19 protein-coding genes and 1 tRNA gene are annotated in these 15,822 nt (G+C 66.4%); 8 read left to right on the top strand and 12 right to left on the bottom strand.

Going from position 1 to position 15,822, the window contains the following annotated elements:
- The first annotated feature begins 1 nt into the window (after position 1).
- The 7 genes from IEV83_RS19335 to leuB all read left to right on the top strand — a co-directional run bounded on the left by IEV83_RS19335 (position 2) and on the right by leuB (position 6,401).
- Positions 2-424 (top strand): EVE domain-containing protein, encoded by a 423-nt coding sequence (locus tag IEV83_RS19335; protein WP_181761084.1) that lies wholly within the window; start codon positions 2-4, stop codon positions 422-424.
- Positions 421-1,077 carry a class I SAM-dependent methyltransferase gene (locus IEV83_RS19330; RefSeq protein ID WP_181761085.1) on the top strand — a complete coding sequence of 219 codons (657 nt, stop codon included), beginning with the start codon at positions 421-423 and terminating at the stop codon, positions 1,075-1,077. Before IEV83_RS19335 ends, IEV83_RS19330 begins: the two co-directional genes overlap by 4 nt.
- A gap of 168 nt (positions 1,078-1,245) precedes the next feature.
- Entirely contained in the window at positions 1,246-2,415 is a 1,170-nt protein-coding gene (locus IEV83_RS19325) for a M20 aminoacylase family protein (RefSeq protein ID WP_181761086.1), read from the top strand.
- Between the two features lie 111 nt (positions 2,416-2,526).
- On the top strand, positions 2,527-3,321 hold the full coding sequence (locus IEV83_RS19320; RefSeq protein WP_181761087.1) for an AlbA family DNA-binding domain-containing protein: 795 nt from the start codon (positions 2,527-2,529) through the stop codon (positions 3,319-3,321).
- Positions 3,318-4,088, top strand: coding sequence for a sulfite exporter TauE/SafE family protein (locus IEV83_RS19315; protein WP_181761088.1), 771 nt, complete (start codon positions 3,318-3,320; stop codon positions 4,086-4,088). The genes IEV83_RS19320 and IEV83_RS19315 overlap by 4 nt, the downstream gene beginning before the upstream one ends.
- A 37-nt stretch (positions 4,089-4,125) precedes the next feature.
- On the top strand, positions 4,126-5,082 hold the full coding sequence (locus IEV83_RS19310; RefSeq protein ID WP_181761089.1) for a threonine/serine dehydratase: 957 nt from the start codon (positions 4,126-4,128) through the stop codon (positions 5,080-5,082).
- Positions 5,083-5,291: 209 nt separating this feature from the next.
- Entirely contained in the window at positions 5,292-6,401 is a 1,110-nt protein-coding gene (leuB, locus tag IEV83_RS19305) for a 3-isopropylmalate dehydrogenase (protein WP_181761090.1), read from the top strand.
- A gap of 41 nt (positions 6,402-6,442) precedes the next feature.
- Here leuB and IEV83_RS19300 read toward each other — a convergent pair whose 3' ends face one another.
- The 5 genes from IEV83_RS19300 to IEV83_RS19280 all read right to left on the bottom strand — a co-directional run bounded on the left by IEV83_RS19300 (position 6,443) and on the right by IEV83_RS19280 (position 9,398).
- A complete protein-coding gene (locus tag IEV83_RS19300) occupies positions 6,443-6,652 on the bottom strand; it encodes a Trm112 family protein (protein WP_181761091.1) in 210 nt (69 codons plus the stop codon).
- Between the two features lie 74 nt (positions 6,653-6,726).
- Complete coding sequence (locus tag IEV83_RS19295; RefSeq protein WP_181761092.1) at positions 6,727-7,410, bottom strand: LON peptidase substrate-binding domain-containing protein; 684 nt, start codon at positions 7,408-7,410, stop codon at positions 6,727-6,729.
- A 90-nt stretch (positions 7,411-7,500) separates the two neighbouring features.
- Positions 7,501-8,502, bottom strand: coding sequence for a thioredoxin (gene trxA / locus IEV83_RS19290; RefSeq protein ID WP_181761093.1), 1,002 nt, complete (start codon positions 8,500-8,502; stop codon positions 7,501-7,503).
- A gap of 114 nt (positions 8,503-8,616) precedes the next feature.
- Positions 8,617-9,138: a prolyl-tRNA synthetase associated domain-containing protein gene (locus tag IEV83_RS19285; RefSeq protein WP_181761094.1), complete on the bottom strand. Its 522-nt coding sequence runs from the start codon at positions 9,136-9,138 to the stop codon at positions 8,617-8,619.
- The gene (locus IEV83_RS19280) at positions 9,081-9,398 is read right to left on the bottom strand and encodes a hypothetical protein (RefSeq protein ID WP_181761095.1); all 318 of its coding nucleotides are present in this window, start codon (positions 9,396-9,398) and stop codon (positions 9,081-9,083) included. The genes IEV83_RS19285 and IEV83_RS19280 overlap by 58 nt, the downstream gene beginning before the upstream one ends.
- A 47-nt stretch (positions 9,399-9,445) precedes the next feature.
- On the opposite strand from IEV83_RS19280, the gene IEV83_RS19275 reads away from it, so the two are divergent.
- Positions 9,446-9,520 (top strand) — tRNA-Gly (locus tag IEV83_RS19275).
- Between the two features lie 246 nt (positions 9,521-9,766).
- Here IEV83_RS19275 and IEV83_RS19270 read toward each other — a convergent pair.
- The 7 genes from IEV83_RS19270 to IEV83_RS19240 all read right to left on the bottom strand — a co-directional run bounded on the left by IEV83_RS19270 (position 9,767) and on the right by IEV83_RS19240 (position 15,822).
- Entirely contained in the window at positions 9,767-11,047 is a 1,281-nt protein-coding gene (locus IEV83_RS19270; protein WP_181761096.1) for a TRAP transporter large permease, read from the bottom strand.
- Between the two features lie 12 nt (positions 11,048-11,059).
- Entirely contained in the window at positions 11,060-11,542 is a 483-nt protein-coding gene (locus IEV83_RS19265; RefSeq protein WP_181761097.1) for a TRAP transporter small permease, read from the bottom strand.
- An 84-nt stretch (positions 11,543-11,626) separates the two neighbouring features.
- Positions 11,627-12,607 carry a sialic acid TRAP transporter substrate-binding protein SiaP gene (locus IEV83_RS19260; protein ID WP_181761098.1) on the bottom strand — a complete coding sequence of 327 codons (981 nt, stop codon included), beginning with the start codon at positions 12,605-12,607 and terminating at the stop codon, positions 11,627-11,629.
- A 101-nt stretch (positions 12,608-12,708) separates the two neighbouring features.
- Positions 12,709-13,548, bottom strand: a complete 840-nt coding sequence (locus tag IEV83_RS19255) for a fumarylacetoacetate hydrolase family protein (RefSeq protein WP_181761099.1) — start codon at positions 13,546-13,548, stop codon at positions 12,709-12,711.
- Between the two features lie 31 nt (positions 13,549-13,579).
- Positions 13,580-14,308 (bottom strand): SDR family oxidoreductase, encoded by a 729-nt coding sequence (locus IEV83_RS19250; RefSeq protein ID WP_181761100.1) that lies wholly within the window; start codon positions 14,306-14,308, stop codon positions 13,580-13,582.
- A 10-nt stretch (positions 14,309-14,318) separates the two neighbouring features.
- Complete coding sequence (locus IEV83_RS19245; RefSeq protein WP_244628253.1) at positions 14,319-15,506, bottom strand: UxaA family hydrolase; 1,188 nt, start codon at positions 15,504-15,506, stop codon at positions 14,319-14,321.
- Positions 15,499-15,822 (bottom strand): UxaA family hydrolase, encoded by a 324-nt coding sequence (locus IEV83_RS19240; RefSeq protein WP_181761102.1) that lies wholly within the window; start codon positions 15,820-15,822, stop codon positions 15,499-15,501. Before IEV83_RS19240 ends, IEV83_RS19245 begins: the two co-directional genes overlap by 8 nt.

Below are 15,822 nucleotides of genomic sequence, written 5' to 3'. Positions count from 1 at the left end.
GGTGCGGTACTGGCTGTTCAAATCCGAACCCGACAAATGGTCGTGGGAGATGCAAAAGGCCAAGGGCGACGCCGGAGAGGAATGGGACGGCATCCGCAACTATCAGGCGCGCAACAACATGCGCGAGATGAAGATCGGCGACCGTGGCTTCTTCTACCATTCCAACATCGGCAAGGAAGTCGTCGGCATTGTCGAGGTTTGCCGCGAGATCCATCCGGACAGCACCACCGACGATCCGCGCTGGGAATGCGTGGACGTGAAGGCCGTGCGCGACATGCCCAAACCGGTCACCCTGGCCGCCGTCAAGGCCGAGCCGCGCCTTTCGGAGATGTCGCTGGTCACCTCCATGCGCCTGTCGGTCCAGCCGGTGACCGCGGAGGAATGGGCCATCGTCTGCGAAATGGGCGGCCTCGACCCGGAATGAGCGCCATCACCGATCCGGTGCGCTTCATTCGCGAGAACACCCGGGTGCACCCGGTCCCGCACGCACCGGAACTCCGCCTCCATCTGGCGGACGAGGCCGTCGCCCTCTGGCAGAAGACCGAGGACGATCTGGGCGAACTCGGCCTGCCGCCACCGTTCTGGGCCTTTGCCTGGGCCGGGGGGCAGGCGCTCGCCCGGTTTGTCCTCGACACGCCGGAGTTGGTCGCAGGCCGCCAGGTGTTCGATTTCGCCACCGGTTCCGGTCTCGTCGCCATCGCCGCCGCCCGGGCCGGGGCGGCCAGCGTTGCCGCCTGCGATATCGACCGCTTCGCCCGCGCCGCCACCGCCCTCAATGCCGAGCTCAACAATGTGCGGATCGACTTCGCCGAGGGCGACCGCCTGAAGGAACCACCACCGCAAGCGGATATTCTGTTCTGCGGCGACGTCTTTTACGAAAAGCCGATGGCCGATCAGGTGCTTGCCTGGCTCGACCCGGTGCTCGCCGCCGGCAGCGAGGTCTATATCGGCGATCCGGGCCGTACCTACCTGCCGACCGACCGGCTGCGCGCTGTCGCCACCTACGAAGTGCCGGTCAACCGCTCGCTGGAGGATCTGGCGATCAAACGCAGCAGCGTCTACCGGCTGCTGGCCTGACCCCCTCCCGATTTGATGGGCCCTGTCCCGTCGCGAACGGGCGAATTGTGCCCGGCAGGCGCCGGGAAGGGCTTGCGCCCGGCCGGTTGTCCGCGTCAGATATACACCTCTCGCCACGCGCCGTTCGGCGCCTGGCGCCAGCCGTCTATCGACTTCACCGGGGACCCCATGCCGACAATCAACCGCTTTGCCGACCTTGCCGAGGAAATCACCGAATGGCGCCGGGATATCCATGCCCATCCGGAGCTGCTCTACGACACCCACCGCACGGCGGAGCTGGTGGCCGACAAGCTGAAGGCCTTCGGCGTCGATGAGATCGCCACCGGCATCGGCCGCACCGGTGTTGTCGGCGTGATCAGGGGCCGCGCCAACGGCTCCGGCAAGGTGATCGGCCTGCGCGCCGACATGGACGCGCTGCCGCTGGAGGAAATCACCGGCAAGCCCTATGCCTCGACCATTCCGGGCAAGATGCACGCCTGCGGCCATGACGGCCACACCGCCATGCTGCTTGGCGCGGCGAAGTATCTGGCCGAAACCCGCAATTTCGACGGCACGGTCATCGTCATCTTCCAGCCGGCGGAAGAAGGTGGGGCCGGCGCCAAGGCGATGATCGACGACGGGCTGATGGACCGGTTCGGCATCCAGGAAGTCTATGGCATGCACAACCTGCCCGGCGCGCCGGTCGGCACCTTCCACATTCGCCCCGGCTCGATCATGGCCGCCGCAGACCGGCTGCAGATCGACATCGAGGGCAAGGGCTGCCATGCCGCCAAGCCGCATGAGGGGATCGACACCATTCTGGTCGGCAGCCACATCGTCCAGGCGGTGCAGTCGATCGCCAGCCGCAACGCCGATCCGCTGAAGTCGGTGGTGGTGTCGATCACCACCTTCAACGCCGGCTTCACCGACAATGTGATCCCGCAGACCGCCACCCTGCGCGGCACGGTGCGCACCCTCGATCCGGATATCCGCGATCTGGCCGAAGCGCGGCTGAAGGCGCTCGTCCCGACCATCGCCGAAGCCTATGGCGCCAAGGCCACCGTCACCTATCGGCGCGACTATCCCATCACCGCCAATCACGCCGACCAGACCGACTTCGCCGTCTCCGTCGCCCGTGACATTGTCGGCAAGGACAATGTCAACACCGACATCGCGCCGACCATGGGCGGCGAGGATTTCTCCTTCATGCTGGAAGAACGGCCCGGCGCCTTCATTTTCGCCGGCAATGGCGACAGCGCCGGACTTCACCACCCGGCCTATGACTTCAATGACGAGCTGATCCCGGTTGGCTGCTCCTATTGGGTCAAGCTGGTGGAAACCGCCATGCCGGCCGCCTGAGGCCAGAACCGACGCGGACCGGGGAAGGCAGAAGGCCACCTCCCCGGTCCGGTGCCTTGACACGGGCGGGCAGGCGGTTTCCATTGCCCACCCATCATCCAAGAGCGGTTCATGGCTCTCCTAAGTTCACGCCTGTCTCTTCTTGTCGTCTACGTGCTTGCCGGCGCGTTGATCGGCATCGTTCTGCTGCATCCGGCGGTGCTGACCATTGTCTGGCTGGAATACCGGGCGATCCAGCCGAATGTCCCCTCGCTGGGGGACTTTCTCACCGACCGGCTGCTCCTGCTGGTAGTGCCCCGGCACCTGCATATGGTGATCGCCTTCGCCTTCGTCGGCGGGCTGATCGGCCTCGGTTTCGGCCTCTTCACCCGTTCCTACCTCGAAACCTCCCGCCGCCTGCGCTTTCTCAGCGCCGCCCATGGCGAGCAGATTCCCGAGTTCATCAGCGGCGGCGAAACCGCCGAGGTGGAATTCAAGTCGACCATGCGCTGGGATCTGAAGGAGCGGAACATCAACAAGGGGCTGGAAACGGTCATCGCCAAGACCATCGCCGGCTTCTTCAATGCCCATGGCGGCCGGCTGCTGATCGGCGTGGCCGACGATGGCACGGTGCTCGGGCTTGAGGCCGACTACGCCACCTTGCGCCATCCCAACCGCGACGGTTTCGAACGGACCATCAACGACATCGTCACCCGCTTTCTCGGCGGCGACCTCTGCCCGGCGATCCAGACCACCTTTACCGTCATCGACGGCAAGGATGTGTGCATGGTGCTGGTCCAGCCGGCGCCGCGCGCGGTCTATCTGAGCGAGGGCGGCAAGCTGCATTTCTATGTCCGCAGCGGCAACTCCACCCGCAAGCTCGATCTGCGCGAGGCCATGGACTACGCCCGGACCCGCTGGACATGAGCCTGGCCGCCTGGCTGCCGCCGGACATGGCGCCAGCCATTGCCCTGTTGCTGATCGCCATCAGCCTGCTGACCTCGGCGCTGTCCGCCGCCCTCGGTCTTGGCGGCGGAATTACCCTGATCGCGGTGATGGCGCAGGTGCTACCGGTGCCCGCGCTGGTGCCCGTCCATGGGGTGGTGCAGCTTGGTTCCAACGCCGGACGGGCGCTTGTCCTGCGCCGCCATGTCAACTGGCCCGCCGCCCTGTGGTTCGCCCTCGGCGGGCTGGCCGGCGCCCTGCTCGGCGGTTCGATCGCCATCACCCTGCCGGCACCGGTGCTGCGGATCGGTCTCGGGCTGTTCCTTCTGTGGATGGTCTGGGGTCATGGTCCGCGCCTCGGCCACGTGCCGAAACGGGCAATGGCCGCCGCCGGCCTGGTCGCCACCACGCTGAGCATGTTCTTCGGCGCCGCCGGCCCCATCGGCGGCGCGGTCCTCTCCGCCCTCGATCTGACCCGCCATGGCTTCGTCGCCACTCAGGCGATGACCGCGTTGATGATGCATGTCCTGAAGATCGTCGTCTTCGGCCTGCTCGGCTTCGCCTTCGCCCCCTGGGCCGGGCTGATCGTTCTGATGATCGCCGCCGGGTTCATCGGCACCTTGCTTGGAACCCGGCTGCTCGGGCGCATGCCGGAACACGGTTTCCGCATCGGCTTGCGCCTTCTGATGACCGGGCTGGCCGTCAGTCTGGTGTGGCGCGGCGCGATGGCGCTCGCCGCCGGCGGATGATATCGCGCTGATGGCGCAACAGGAGAATGACCCGGACATGACAGTGGATCGGCAGGATATCGAAGCGGCCTGGCAACGGGTGCGAGAGCGGATCCGGCAAACGCCGGTGATGGAGAGCGGTGGCGGCAGTTTCGGGCTGCCCTGTTCGGTCTCCCTCAAGCTCGAATTGTTCCAGCATTCCGGCTCCTTCAAGGTGCGCGGCGCGTTCAACACCCTCCTGTCGCAGGACATTCCGGCGGCCGGCGTTGCCGCCGCCTCTGGCGGAAACCATGGCGCGGCCGTCGCCTATGCGGCCCGGGCGCTCGGCGTGCCGGCCGATATCTTCGTGCCGGAAACCTCCTCGCCGGCGAAGATCGCCCGCATCCACTCCTATGGCGCCCGGCTGCATGTGGGCGGCGCGCGCTATGCCGATGCGGCGGAGGCCTGCGCCCGTCACCGGGCCGAAACCGGCGCCCGCGACATCCACGCCTATGATGCCGCCCCGACCATCGCTGGCCAGGGCACCACCGCCGCCGAATGGGAAGAGCAGACGCCGGATCTCGACACCGTGCTGATCGCCGTCGGCGGCGGCGGCCTCATCTCCGGCATGGCCACCTGGCTGCACGGGCGGGTGAAGGTGGTGGGCGTCGAGCCCAGCGGCTCCGCCGCGCTCCACACCGCGCTCGCCGCCGGCGGGCCCGTCGACGTGCCGGTGGAAAGCATTGCCGCCGACAGTCTCGGCGCCCGGCGCTGCGGCGATCTGGTCTACCGGATCTGCGCGGACCGGCTCGATCACAGCGTTCTGGTCGAGGACGAGGCGATCCTTGAGGCCCAGGCCCGGCTCTGGACCGAGGCGCAGATCGCCGCCGAACCGGGCGCGGCAACCGCCCTTGCCGCGCTGCTGTGCGGCGCCTACCGGCCCGCGCCCGGCGAACGGGTCGGCGTTCTCGTCTGCGGCGGCAACGTCGCGCTCAAAAGCCTCGCCGCAACCGTTGGAACCGGCGAAGCGCGGTGATGCCATCGCATCGGCCGGGCGCCCTTCGCGCCCGTCCCGCGCTTGCCAAGGCCGGCGCAACGTTTTAGAGCAACCTTCGTCCCATCGGACGTCAGGTTGCTCCGGCCGCCCCGGGCGAGCGGCCCTCATTTTACGAGCGCAACGCTCCCTCGCCTCTCCCGATCCGGCAGAGCGACCCATCGTCAGACTTTCAAGAGGAAACGCATAATATGTCCACCCACAAGCTCCTCCTCCTGCCGGGCGACGGCATCGGCACGGAAATCATGCAGGAAGTGAAGAAGGTCCTCGCCTGGTTCAACGCGCGCGGCACCGCGCAGTTCGAGACCGAAGAGGATCTTGTGGGTGGTGCAGCCTATGACGCACACGGCGCGGCGATTTCCGACGCGGCGATGGACCTGGCCCAGGCCTCCGACGCGGTGATCTTCGGCGCGGTTGGCGGTCCGAAGTGGGACGGCGTTCCCTATGACGTGCGCCCCGAGGCGGGCCTCCTGCGCCTGCGCAAGGATCTGCAGCTCTTCGCCAACCTGCGTCCGGCGATCTGCTACCCGGCGCTGGCCGGTGCTTCCTCGCTGAAGCGCGACGTGATCGAGGGGCTCGACATCCTGATCGTGCGCGAGCTGACTGGCGGTGTCTATTTCGGCGAGCCGAAGGAGGTCACCGATCTCGGCAACGGCCAGAAGCGCGCCGTCGATACCCAGGTCTACGAGACCTACGAGATCGACCGCATCGCCCGCGTCGCCTTCGATCTGGCGCGCACCCGGCGCGGCAAGGTCACCTCGATGGAAAAGCGCAACGTCATGAAGTCCGGCGTGCTGTGGAACGAGGTCGTGACCCAGGCCCATGCCGACTATGCCGACGTGGAGCTGGAGCACATGCTGGCCGATGCCGGCGGCATGCAGCTCGTGCGCTGGCCCAAGCAGTTCGACGTGATCGTCACCGACAACCTGTTCGGCGACATGCTGTCAGACGTGGCGGCGATGCTCACCGGCTCGCTCGGCATGCTGCCCTCCGCCTCGCTCGGCGCGCCCGATCCGGCGACCGGCAAGCGCAAGGCAATGTATGAGCCGGTGCACGGGTCCGCTCCGGACATCGCCGGTCAGGGCAAGGCCAACCCGATCGCCATGATCGCCAGCTTCGCCATGGCGCTGCGCTACTCCTGCGAGTTGATCACGGAGGCCGATCTGCTGGAGAAGGCGATTGCCGCCACGCTCGACAAGGGCCTGCGCACCGCCGACATCGCCGAGGCTGGCGATGCGACGATCTCCACCACGCAGATGGGCGATGCGATCATTGCCGAGCTGAACGCGCTCAGCGCCTGATAGCGGCCTTAGGGTCGAGAAAAACCGCCGCCGGCCCCGCTTCAGGTGGCCGGCGGCACATCCTCGTCAAGCACCCGCGCCTCGTCCGGCAGCATGATCGGAATGCCGTCGCGGATCGGATAGGCGAGCTTCGCCGCGCGGGAGATCAGCTCCTGCGCTTCGGCGTCGTATTCCAGCGTGGTCTTGGTCACGGGACAGACCAGAAGCTCCAGAAGCTTGCGGTCGAGCTCATGCCTGGCGTCAGCGGCCATGATGTTTCTCCGATTGTCGCACGATCCTTGAGGCGGCGCCGAAACGCCGTCCCATCAGCAAGGGCGGGCCGGCCTCATTGCAGGGTCACCCCGTCGTCGCCCCCGCCCTGCCGGGCAAGTTCCACCTCTGTCAGCGCCACCAGCGTGTCGGCGCGGGTACGCAGATCCGGCGCCTCCAGCAGCGCCTGCTTTTCCGCCGGACCGTAAGGGCTCATCATCGCCAGCGCGTTGACCAGCACCTCGGTCGAGGCCCGCTCGATGCTGTCCCAGTCAGCCTCCAGGCTGTTGGCCTCCAGATAGTCCTTCAGGGTCTTGATCAAGCCCTCGCGGTCGACGGTTTCCTCGCCGAAACCGGCGCGGAAGTCATCGGCGAAATCCTCCGCCGAAATCACGCCGATGCGGAACGGGGTCACGCTGTCCAGCTCCTCCACGAGGGTGAAGCGGGCAATGCCGTTGAGGGTGACGAGATAGCGCCCATCGCCGGTTTCCTGATAGGCGATGATCCGGCCGACGCAGCCAACCCGCATCAGCGGCGGCACCTCCGCCTGTTCGGCGCCCGGCACCGTGTGGTCGGGCTGGATGATGCCGATCAGCCGGTCGCCCTGCAGCGCCGCATCGATCATCGCCACATAGCGCGGCTCGAAGATGTTCAGCGGCATCTGCGTCTGCGGCAGCAGCAAGGCCCCGGACAACGGGAACAGCGGCACGGACCGCGGCAGATCGGCCGGCTCGGAGTAGATGGCATTTCCCGCGTGCATTCCGCTGTCCCCTGATGCGTGTGTTGCTCCGGATGGGATTTCCGGCCCGCTCACGGCGGCCCGGACGCCCTTTCCTGGAAGATCATACGCTCACGAGAACAGAACGGACGACAACCGGCGCCGGCCATGCTTGGTCGCCGCGTCCTTCGCGCCCCAGGCCTCGAAGAACTGCAGCAGCTGCTTGCGCGCGCCATCCTCGTTCCACTCCCGATCCCGGCGAACGATCTCGATCAGATGATCGACGGCAGCAACCTTGTCCGCGCCCGATCCCAGCGCCACCGCCAGATCGAAACGGGCCTGATGGTCCGCCGGGTTCACGTCGATCCGCGCCTGAAGCTCGGCAAGATCGCCGAGCGCGCCGGCCTGTTCGGCAAGCTCCAGCGCCGCGCGGGCCGCCGCCACCGCCGGGTCTCCGGTCGCAGCTTCCGGCACCATGTCGAGAACGGCGCGGGCCTTCTCCAGGTCCTCCAGCGCCACATGGCACTGAGCCAATCCGCTGAGCGCCTGCGCGTTTTCCGGCTCCATCGACAATGCACCGCCATAAAGCTGGGCGGCACGGGCGAGATCGCCGGCCTCGCGCGCGGCCTCGGCCTCGGTGAGGATCTGCTCCAGATCGCTCGGCCCGACCGGACCGGCCACCCGCTCGATGAACGCCTTGATCTGGCTTTCCGGCTGCGCGCCCATGAAACCATCGACCGGCTGACCGTCCTTGAAGGCAATCACCGCCGGGATCGACTGGATGCCGAGCTGGCCGGCCACCTCCGGATGGTCGTCGATGTTCATCTTGGCCAGCCGCACGGCGCCGCGGGCATCGTTCACCGCCTTTTCGATGATCGGCGTCAACTGTTTGCACGGGCCGCACCAGGGCGCCCAGAAGTCGACCAGCACCGGCTGGCTGCGCGAGGCTTCGATCACCTCCGCCATGAAGGTCTGGGTGGTGACATCGCTGATCAGCGCGGCCGGAGGGGTCGCGCTGTTGCCCCCCATCGCCCCGCCATTGGCCGGGGCGCCATTGGCTGCCGCCGGTCCGCCCATGCCACCGCCGAACGCTCCGCCAAAGCTGCCGCCAACCGAAAACCCGTCATTGCTCATCGCACCATCCCCAAGTAACGCGCGCGGCTCTCGGCCTCTGGCGCGATCCAGTTCCAATTGGCCCTAACATGGGCACCTCGCCGGCAAATATCAAACCGCCTGTCACCCCGCGGCTCAGGCCTCTTGCCGGGCACTCTCCTCGCTGACCGCGATCACCTTCGGCTCATGGCCGCACCCTTGCACGAAACGCAGCAGGTCGTCCCGTCCGACGGTGGTGGTCGCGGTGTTTTCCAGAGGATGAAAATTCAGCGGATCGACCTGCATCATCGCCGCATCGAGAATCGGCGTCACCCGGTGCGCCTCCCGGTCGTTGATCAGGGCGAAGGGCGTCACCGAACCGGGCTGAACGCCAAGCACCTCTGCAAGAAGATCGCCCTTGCCGAAGGACACGCGCCCCTGCGCGCCGATCTTCTGGTGGATCGTCTTCAGGTCGATCACCGCGTCATGCAGCGCCACGACCAGGAACAGACGCCCCTTCTTGTCCTTCAGGAACAGGTTTTTCGTATGCCCCCCCGGGATCCGGTCATGCACTGCGACCGACTCCGAAACGGTGAAGACCGCCGGATGGTCCTCGGTGGTCACCTCGATCCCCAGATCCTCGAAAAAGGTGAAAAGATCCGCCCGCGTCGCTGCCATTGAAAGCCCTCCCCTTGCGCTTTCGCGCCCATTTCCCTGCCGGTCACGACCAGTGCCCCGGCGCACCGAAATGGGAAAAATCCGCCATTTTCCGGTCTATCCGATGCCACCCGCCCGGCACAAGCGGACACCTGAAAGGGCGCGGAAAATCCTTGATTTTCGGCCACTTCCGGCTCCGTAATCCACTGTTCATCCACAATTTGCGGCGCAATGTCATCAGATGAAAAAACAGTGTTGCAATCCCAATCGGCTTGGTTCATATACACATCACCTCAGGCGCCGGCCTCGACCGGCGACCAACATGGATGCGGGCGTAGCTCAGGGGTAGAGCACAACCTTGCCAAGGTTGGGGTCGTGAGTTCGAATCTCATCGCCCGCTCCAATCACTTCAGAGTCCAGCCGCTCAGGCAGCGCCAAATGGACCGAAGTGCTTCTGACTGATCTTTCCGAAAATCAGAAATAATGTCGCTGAACGCGCCTGTCTCGCGCAGCATTCCGGCATGCCGTCCGCCACGTGGCTTGCACGGCGCGCCTCGGGCGACGCTGTTGCTGCCCGCGATTCTGCGCGCGATTCGCACACCGGCGCCCCACGCCCCGATTGCGGGACGCGGGGGCCGATAGGCTGCGCCTATTGCGGACCGAGGACCATGTCCGGCAGCCAGGTAACGAGCTGCGGCACGAACATCAGCAACAGCAGCACCGCCGCCAGTGGCAGCAGGAAGGGAACCGAGGCGCGGGCCAGGGTTTCCAGCCGGATGCCGGAGACGCCGGAGACCACGAACAGCCCCACCCCCATCGGCGGCGTCATCAGCCCGATCATCAGGTTGAAGATGAAGACGACACCGAAATGCACCGGATCGATGCCCGCCGCCATCAGGGTCGGCGCCAGTGCCGGCACCACCAGGATCATGATCGCCAGCCCTTCGATGAAGAACCCGGCGATCAGGATCGCGGCGTTGATGACAAGCAGCAGCACCAGCGGATCCTTCGACAGGGTCAGCAGCCAGCCGGCAAGCCGCATCGGCGCCTGATTGGCGGCAAGGATCCAGGCGAACACGCTGGCGGTGGCAACGATCAGACAGACCATCGCCGTCATCCGCACCGTCTCCAGCACCACCCGTTGCAGGTCCCGCCAGGTCATTTCCCGATAAACGCCCATCGACAGCACCAAGGCGTAGAGCGAGGCGACCACCGCCGCCTCTGTCGGCGAGAAGAAGCCGAAGGCGATACCGGCGATGATGATCCCCGGGGTGATGATCGGCAGAAGCGCCCGCTTGAAGGCGCGGCCGACCTCACTGAGCGTCGGCACCGGATCGCGCGGATAGTCGCGTTTCTTCGAAATGAAGGCGATCATCGCCATCAGCGCGCCCGCGGTCAGCAGCCCCGGCACCACACCACCGAGAAATAGCCGGCCAATCGACACATCGGCAAGCACCCCGTAAAGCACCATCGGGATCGACGGCGGGATCATCGGCCCGATCACGCAGGAGGCGACGGTGACGGCGCCGGAAAACCCCGCGTCATAGCCGGCCGAACGCATCGCCTTGATTTCCATGTTGCCAAGACCGCCCGCATCCGCCAGCGCCGATCCGGACATGCCGGAAAAGATCACCGAGGCGAGCACGTTGACATGGCCGAGACCGCCGCGAAAATGCCCGACCAGCACCCGGGCGAAGGTGAAGATCCGCTCGGTCACCCCGCCACTGTTCATCAGGTTGCCGGCGAAGATGAAGAAGGGCACCGCCAGCAGCGGGAAGGAATCGGAAATCGACTTCGTCATCCGCTGGGCCATCACCACCATCGGCGTGCCATCGGCCCAAAGCTGCACCATCGAGGCGACACCGAGCGTCAACGCCACGCTCATGCCCAGGAGCAGCAGCAGCATCCAGAGACCAAACATCAAACCCATGGGGAGGCGCTCCTACATCAAGGTGGCGGCGCCGTCGCGCGGCAGGCCATGGCGATAGACCTGCCAGGCCGCCCGCAGCGACCGAACGCACATCAGGGCGCAGGCGGCGGGAACCGCCGCATATTCGAAACTGGAGGAGATCCCCATGGCGATGGTCGGCAGCTTGGCGACCTTGATCGCCAGGAACAGGCCCGTCCAGGCGACAACGGCGAGAAACAGCGCGCCGAAAAGATGCATGAGGATGGCGACCGCGTCGCGCAGCCGGTCCGGCAACAGGTCGGCCAGCATGGTCACCGCGACCAGCCCACCGCGCCGCATGGCATTGGCCGCGCCGAAGAACACCAGCCAGAGAAACAGGAACCGCGCCAGCTCCTCTGTCCAGGGAAACTGGTAGGGCAGGAAGTAGCGGCTGGCCAACTGGGCGGTGAGCGCCCCCAGCGCGACCAGGAAGAGCCCGAGGAGAAACGCATCCTCGGCCCGGTGCAGCCATTTCATGGTTGAAGTCCCCCGATGGCGTCCCGCCTGTTGTGGCGGTGTGCGGGGGACGGGCGCGGCAGGCGCACCCGTCCCCGAAGCGGATCAGTCGATTTCCGCGAGCGCCCCGTAGGTGTCGGGGCCCCAAACCTCGGCGAACTGGCCGAAGATCGGCTGTACCGCCGTGGCAAAGGCCTCCCGGTCCGGCCGGGTCACCGCCATCCCCTTTTCCTCAAGGGCCGCGACCAGTTCCTTCTCCAGCGCGATCACGCTGGCGTTGTAGTCGTCGCCAACGGTCTGCAGCACCTCCATCACCACCGCACGGTCGCCTTCCGAGGCGGCGTTCCAGGCATCCTCGGCCACCAGCGGGGCGACGAACTGCACCAGATGCCCGGTCAGCGCCAGATGGGTCTGCACCTCGTAGAACTTCGCCGCGTTGATGGTCGGCAGCGGGTTCTCCTGCCCGTCGACGACCCCGGTCTGCAGCCCGAGATAAAGCTCCGGGAAGGCCATCGGCGTCGGCCGGCCGCCCAGCGCCTTGACGAATTCCAGGCTGAGCGCCACCTCCGGCACCCGCAGCTTCAGCCCCTCAACATCCGCCGGCGTTTCGATCGGCCGGGCGTTGTTGGTCATGTGCCGCGTGCCGTAGTACCAGACATCGAGCAGGCGCAAGCCGTGCTCGGTGCGCAAGGCCTCGACCAGCTCATGCCCCTTCTTGCTGTCGATGAGACGCTCAAGATGGCGGAAATCCTTGGCAAGATAGGGCGCCTCCAGCACCCCCAACTGGCTCGACCACTGGCTCAGGATCCCCGCCCCGTCGAAGGCCATCTGATGGGTGCCGATGGTCATTCCGGTCAGGATTTCCTTGGCACCGCCGATCTGGCCGGCGGGAAACACCTTGATCTCGATCCGGTTGTCGGTGCGCTCGGCGATCTCCTCCGCCGCCCGTTCCAGCGCCCGGTTGCCCGGATGATCCGGCGGCAGGATATGGCCAAGCCGCCATTCCACGGCCGAGGCACCGGTTGCCATCAGCGCCAGCGCGGCACCGGCGAGAAGAAGGGACTTGCAGCTCGTCTTGATGCTCATGAGATTTCCTCCGGTTTGTTGTTATGCGCGCCGGCCTGTGCCTTGCCGGCGGCAGCGCGGCCGAACTCCTCCCGGTCGCGCCACCTTGTCGTTCGGGCCGGTCAGGCGTCCGCCACCACCTCCTGGCGCTGGCTGCCCAGGCCCTCGATGCCCAGTTCGACCACATCCCCGGCTTTCAGGTACTGCGGCGGGGTCTGACCCATGCCGACGCCCGGCGGCGTGCCGGTGGAGATCACGTCTCCCGGCTGCAACGTCATGAACTGGCTGAGGTAGCTGATCAGATGGGCAACGCCATAGACCATGGTGGCCGATGAGCCGTCCTGCTTGGTCTCGCCATTGACCTTGAGCCACATCTTCAGGTCCTGCGGATCGCCCGCTTCGTCCGGGGTCACCAGCCAGGGGCCGATCTGGCCGTAGTTGTCGCAGGACTTGCCCTTGGTCCACTGGCCTTCGCGCTCGATCTGGAAGGCCCGCTCGGACACGTCATTGGTGATGGCATAGCCGGCCACATGTGACAGCGCCTCGGCTTCCGAGACGTATTTCGCCGGCTTGCCGATGATCACCGCCAGCTCCACCTCCCAGTCGGTCTTCTCCGATCCGCGCGGGATGACGATTGGGTCATTCGGACCGCAGATTGCCGAAGTCGCCTTCATGAAGATCACCGGCTCGGACGGCACGGCGAGGCCGGATTCGGCCGCGTGGTCCGCGTAGTTGAGGCCGATACAGATGAACTTGCCCGTACCGGCGACCGGCGGCCCGAGGCGCGGCGTGCCGGCGACCTTTGGCAGCGCCGCCACATTCATGCCGGCCAGCGCATCGAGGTTTTCCAGCACCGGACCGGCGAGATCGCCGATCAGCCCGGACAGATCGCGGATGCCGCCCTCGGCATCGAGAACACCCGGCTTTTCCGCCCCGCGCGGCCCAAAACGTACGAATTTCATGGATGTCTTTCCTTGTCTTGTCGGCCTGGCTCTAAACGGCCCAGCCGCCATCGATCACATGAGTTTGCCCTGTTGTGAAGGCGGCCTCATCCGAGGCGAGGTAAAGCGCCAGCGCGGCGATTTCCTCCGCCCGGCCGATCCGCCCCATTGGTTGGCGAGCGATGAAGTCGCGCATCGCCTGCTCATAGTCGCCGGTGGCGCGCAGCCGCTCATGCAGCGAGGGACTTTCCACCGTGCCCGGACAGATGGCGTTGCAGCGGATGCCCCGGGTGACATAGTCGGCGGCGACCGATTTGGTCAGCCCGACCACCGCCGCCTTGGAGGCGCAATAGGCAAAACGGTTCGGCACGCCCTTCACCGAGGAGGCGACCGAGGACATGTTGATGATCGAGCCGCCGCCCGCCTCCAGCATCCCCGGCAAATAGGCGCGGATCATCCGGTACATCGCCTTGGCGTTCAGCTCGAAGGCGAAATCCCAGTCCTCTTCCAGGCAGTCGAGCAACGCCCCGGCGTGGACCACGCCGGCGCAGTTGAACAAGACATCCACCGGCCCGGTCTCGGCCAGAAGCGCTGAAATCGCCTCGACGCTGGTGACATCGAGCGCCCGCGCCCGCGCCCCATCGATCGAGGCCACCGCGTCGCCGTTGATATCGGTCGCCCAGACCGTCGCCCCGGCGGCGATAAAGGCCTCCGCCGTCGCCCGGCCGATCCCCTGGCCCGCGGCCGTGATCAGACAGGTCTTTCCGCTCAATCGTCCCATGGTGTTCTCCTCAACTGGGCAGGCAGGCCGGCCCGATGGGCTCGAAGCTCTTGTAGGTCAGGATGAATTCGGCATGGCCGAGCTGTTCGGACGCAGTCTTGCGGCCGGAGGCGACGGCCAGCGTCAGGTCGAAGATCTCCGCACCCACCTCGGTCAGGCTGGAGCCGGACAGGATCCGCCCGGCATTCACATCCATGTCCTCGCTGAGCCGGGCGTAGGTTTCCGGATTGGCGCAGATCTTGATCACCGGCGCGATGGCCGAGCCGACCACCGAGCCGCGCGCGGTGACGAACAGGGTCAGATGCGCGCCCGAGGCCATCATCTCGGCGATTTCCGCATTGTCGCTGATGTTGGGAAAGCCGAACCGCACCTCGCCATCGGGCACCACATCCATCAGGTAGAGCCCACCCTTCGGCGGCAGGTCGCCGGGTTTGATCAGACCGTCGATCCGCGCGGAACCGGATTTGGCATAGGCGCCCATCGACTTTTCCTCGATGGTGGAGAGCCCACCCTCGGCATTGCCGGCGGCAAAGCTGCCATAGCCGAGGGTGGCGTAGTAGCGGGCCGCCTTTTCCACCGAGCGGGTCAGCTCGCGGCCCAGCTCCGGTGTTGCCGCCCGGGCGGCCATCACCTCCTCGCAGCCGATCAGTTCGCCGGTCTCCTCGAAGATGCAGGTGGCGCCCTCGCCGACCAGCCGGTCGAAGGCAAGCCCCACCGCCGGATTGCCGGTGATGCCGCTGGTGCCGTCGGAGCCGCCGCAGACGGTGCCGACCACCAGTTCCTCAAGCCCCATCGGCACCCGTTCGGCCCGGGACAGCTCCTCGATCCGCGCCGCCACCCAGGCCTGGCCTTCGGCCACCGAGGTTCGGGTACCGCCGGCCTTCTGGATGACGATGGTCTCCACCGGCCGGCCGCTTTTGGCAATCGCCTCGGCAAGCTGGAACCGGTTGAAGCTCTCGCAGCCGAGCGAGACCAGAAGCACCGCCCCCACATTCGGATGGGTGCACAGCCGCTCCATCATCTTCTGAGCGTAGTCGTTAGGAAAACAGCCGGGAAAGCCGATCACCTGCGCGCCCGCCTCGCGGTAGGGCAGCACGATCTCGCTGGCCACATGCCGCGCGCATTCCACCAGATAGGCGACCGCCACATGATTGCGGATGCCCTTGCGCCCATCCTGTCTCAGGAACCCCTCAATCACCGCGGCCTCCCTGCGATGTCTCGTCCAGCACATAGGTCGGCGTGTAATCGCTCTTCATGTTGTGGGTGTGCACATGACTGCCGCTGGCGATCGCCGCCGTCGCCGAGCCGATCGGCACGCCGTATTTGACGATCTTCTCTCCCGCCGCGATGTCGCGGGCAGCCACCTTGTGCCCAAGGGTCACCGGCCGCTCGACGGTGAGCACGCCGCCGCCGGTGATGCGGGCCGGGCCCGCCGGAACGGGGCCAAGGGCCACCAGAACATTGTCGCTGGCCGCAAGCCGCAACAGCTGCGGCGCTTCGCTGGTGTCGGACAT

The organism is Stappia taiwanensis (assembly GCF_014635285.1).
In the GTDB taxonomy this organism is placed as follows: domain Bacteria; phylum Pseudomonadota; class Alphaproteobacteria; order Rhizobiales; family Stappiaceae; genus Stappia; species Stappia taiwanensis.
Note: the sequence above shows the minus strand (reverse complement) of the source record. Positions and strands in the feature narration are given on the sequence as shown.

What these genes read in the sequence shown, in the direction of transcription:
- IEV83_RS19330 (WP_181761085.1), top strand. Translation starts at nt 421, where the DNA reads ATGAGCGCCATCACCGATCCGGTGCGCTTCATTCGCGAGAACACCCGG.
- IEV83_RS19325 (WP_181761086.1), top strand. Translation starts at nt 1,246, where the DNA reads ATGCCGACAATCAACCGCTTTGCCGACCTTGCCGAGGAAATCACCGAA.
- IEV83_RS19320 (WP_181761087.1), top strand. Translation starts at nt 2,527, where the DNA reads ATGGCTCTCCTAAGTTCACGCCTGTCTCTTCTTGTCGTCTACGTGCTT.
- IEV83_RS19315 (WP_181761088.1), top strand. Translation starts at nt 3,318, where the DNA reads ATGAGCCTGGCCGCCTGGCTGCCGCCGGACATGGCGCCAGCCATTGCC.
- IEV83_RS19310 (WP_181761089.1), top strand. Translation starts at nt 4,126, where the DNA reads ATGACAGTGGATCGGCAGGATATCGAAGCGGCCTGGCAACGGGTGCGA.
- leuB (WP_181761090.1), top strand. Translation starts at nt 5,292, where the DNA reads ATGTCCACCCACAAGCTCCTCCTCCTGCCGGGCGACGGCATCGGCACG.
- IEV83_RS19300 (WP_181761091.1), bottom strand. Translation starts at nt 6,652, where the DNA reads ATGGCCGCTGACGCCAGGCATGAGCTCGACCGCAAGCTTCTGGAGCTT.
- IEV83_RS19295 (WP_181761092.1), bottom strand. Translation starts at nt 7,410, where the DNA reads ATGCACGCGGGAAATGCCATCTACTCCGAGCCGGCCGATCTGCCGCGG.
- trxA (WP_181761093.1), bottom strand. Translation starts at nt 8,502, where the DNA reads ATGAGCAATGACGGGTTTTCGGTTGGCGGCAGCTTTGGCGGAGCGTTC.
- IEV83_RS19285 (WP_181761094.1), bottom strand. Translation starts at nt 9,138, where the DNA reads ATGGCAGCGACGCGGGCGGATCTTTTCACCTTTTTCGAGGATCTGGGG.
- IEV83_RS19280 (WP_181761095.1), bottom strand. Translation starts at nt 9,398, where the DNA reads ATGAACCAAGCCGATTGGGATTGCAACACTGTTTTTTCATCTGATGAC.
- IEV83_RS19270 (WP_181761096.1), bottom strand. Translation starts at nt 11,047, where the DNA reads ATGGGTTTGATGTTTGGTCTCTGGATGCTGCTGCTGCTCCTGGGCATG.
- IEV83_RS19265 (WP_181761097.1), bottom strand. Translation starts at nt 11,542, where the DNA reads ATGAAATGGCTGCACCGGGCCGAGGATGCGTTTCTCCTCGGGCTCTTC.
- IEV83_RS19260 (WP_181761098.1), bottom strand. Translation starts at nt 12,607, where the DNA reads ATGAGCATCAAGACGAGCTGCAAGTCCCTTCTTCTCGCCGGTGCCGCG.
- IEV83_RS19255 (WP_181761099.1), bottom strand. Translation starts at nt 13,548, where the DNA reads ATGAAATTCGTACGTTTTGGGCCGCGCGGGGCGGAAAAGCCGGGTGTT.
- IEV83_RS19250 (WP_181761100.1), bottom strand. Translation starts at nt 14,308, where the DNA reads ATGGGACGATTGAGCGGAAAGACCTGTCTGATCACGGCCGCGGGCCAG.
- IEV83_RS19240 (WP_181761102.1), bottom strand. Translation starts at nt 15,822, where the DNA reads ATGTCCGACACCAGCGAAGCGCCGCAGCTGTTGCGGCTTGCGGCCAGC.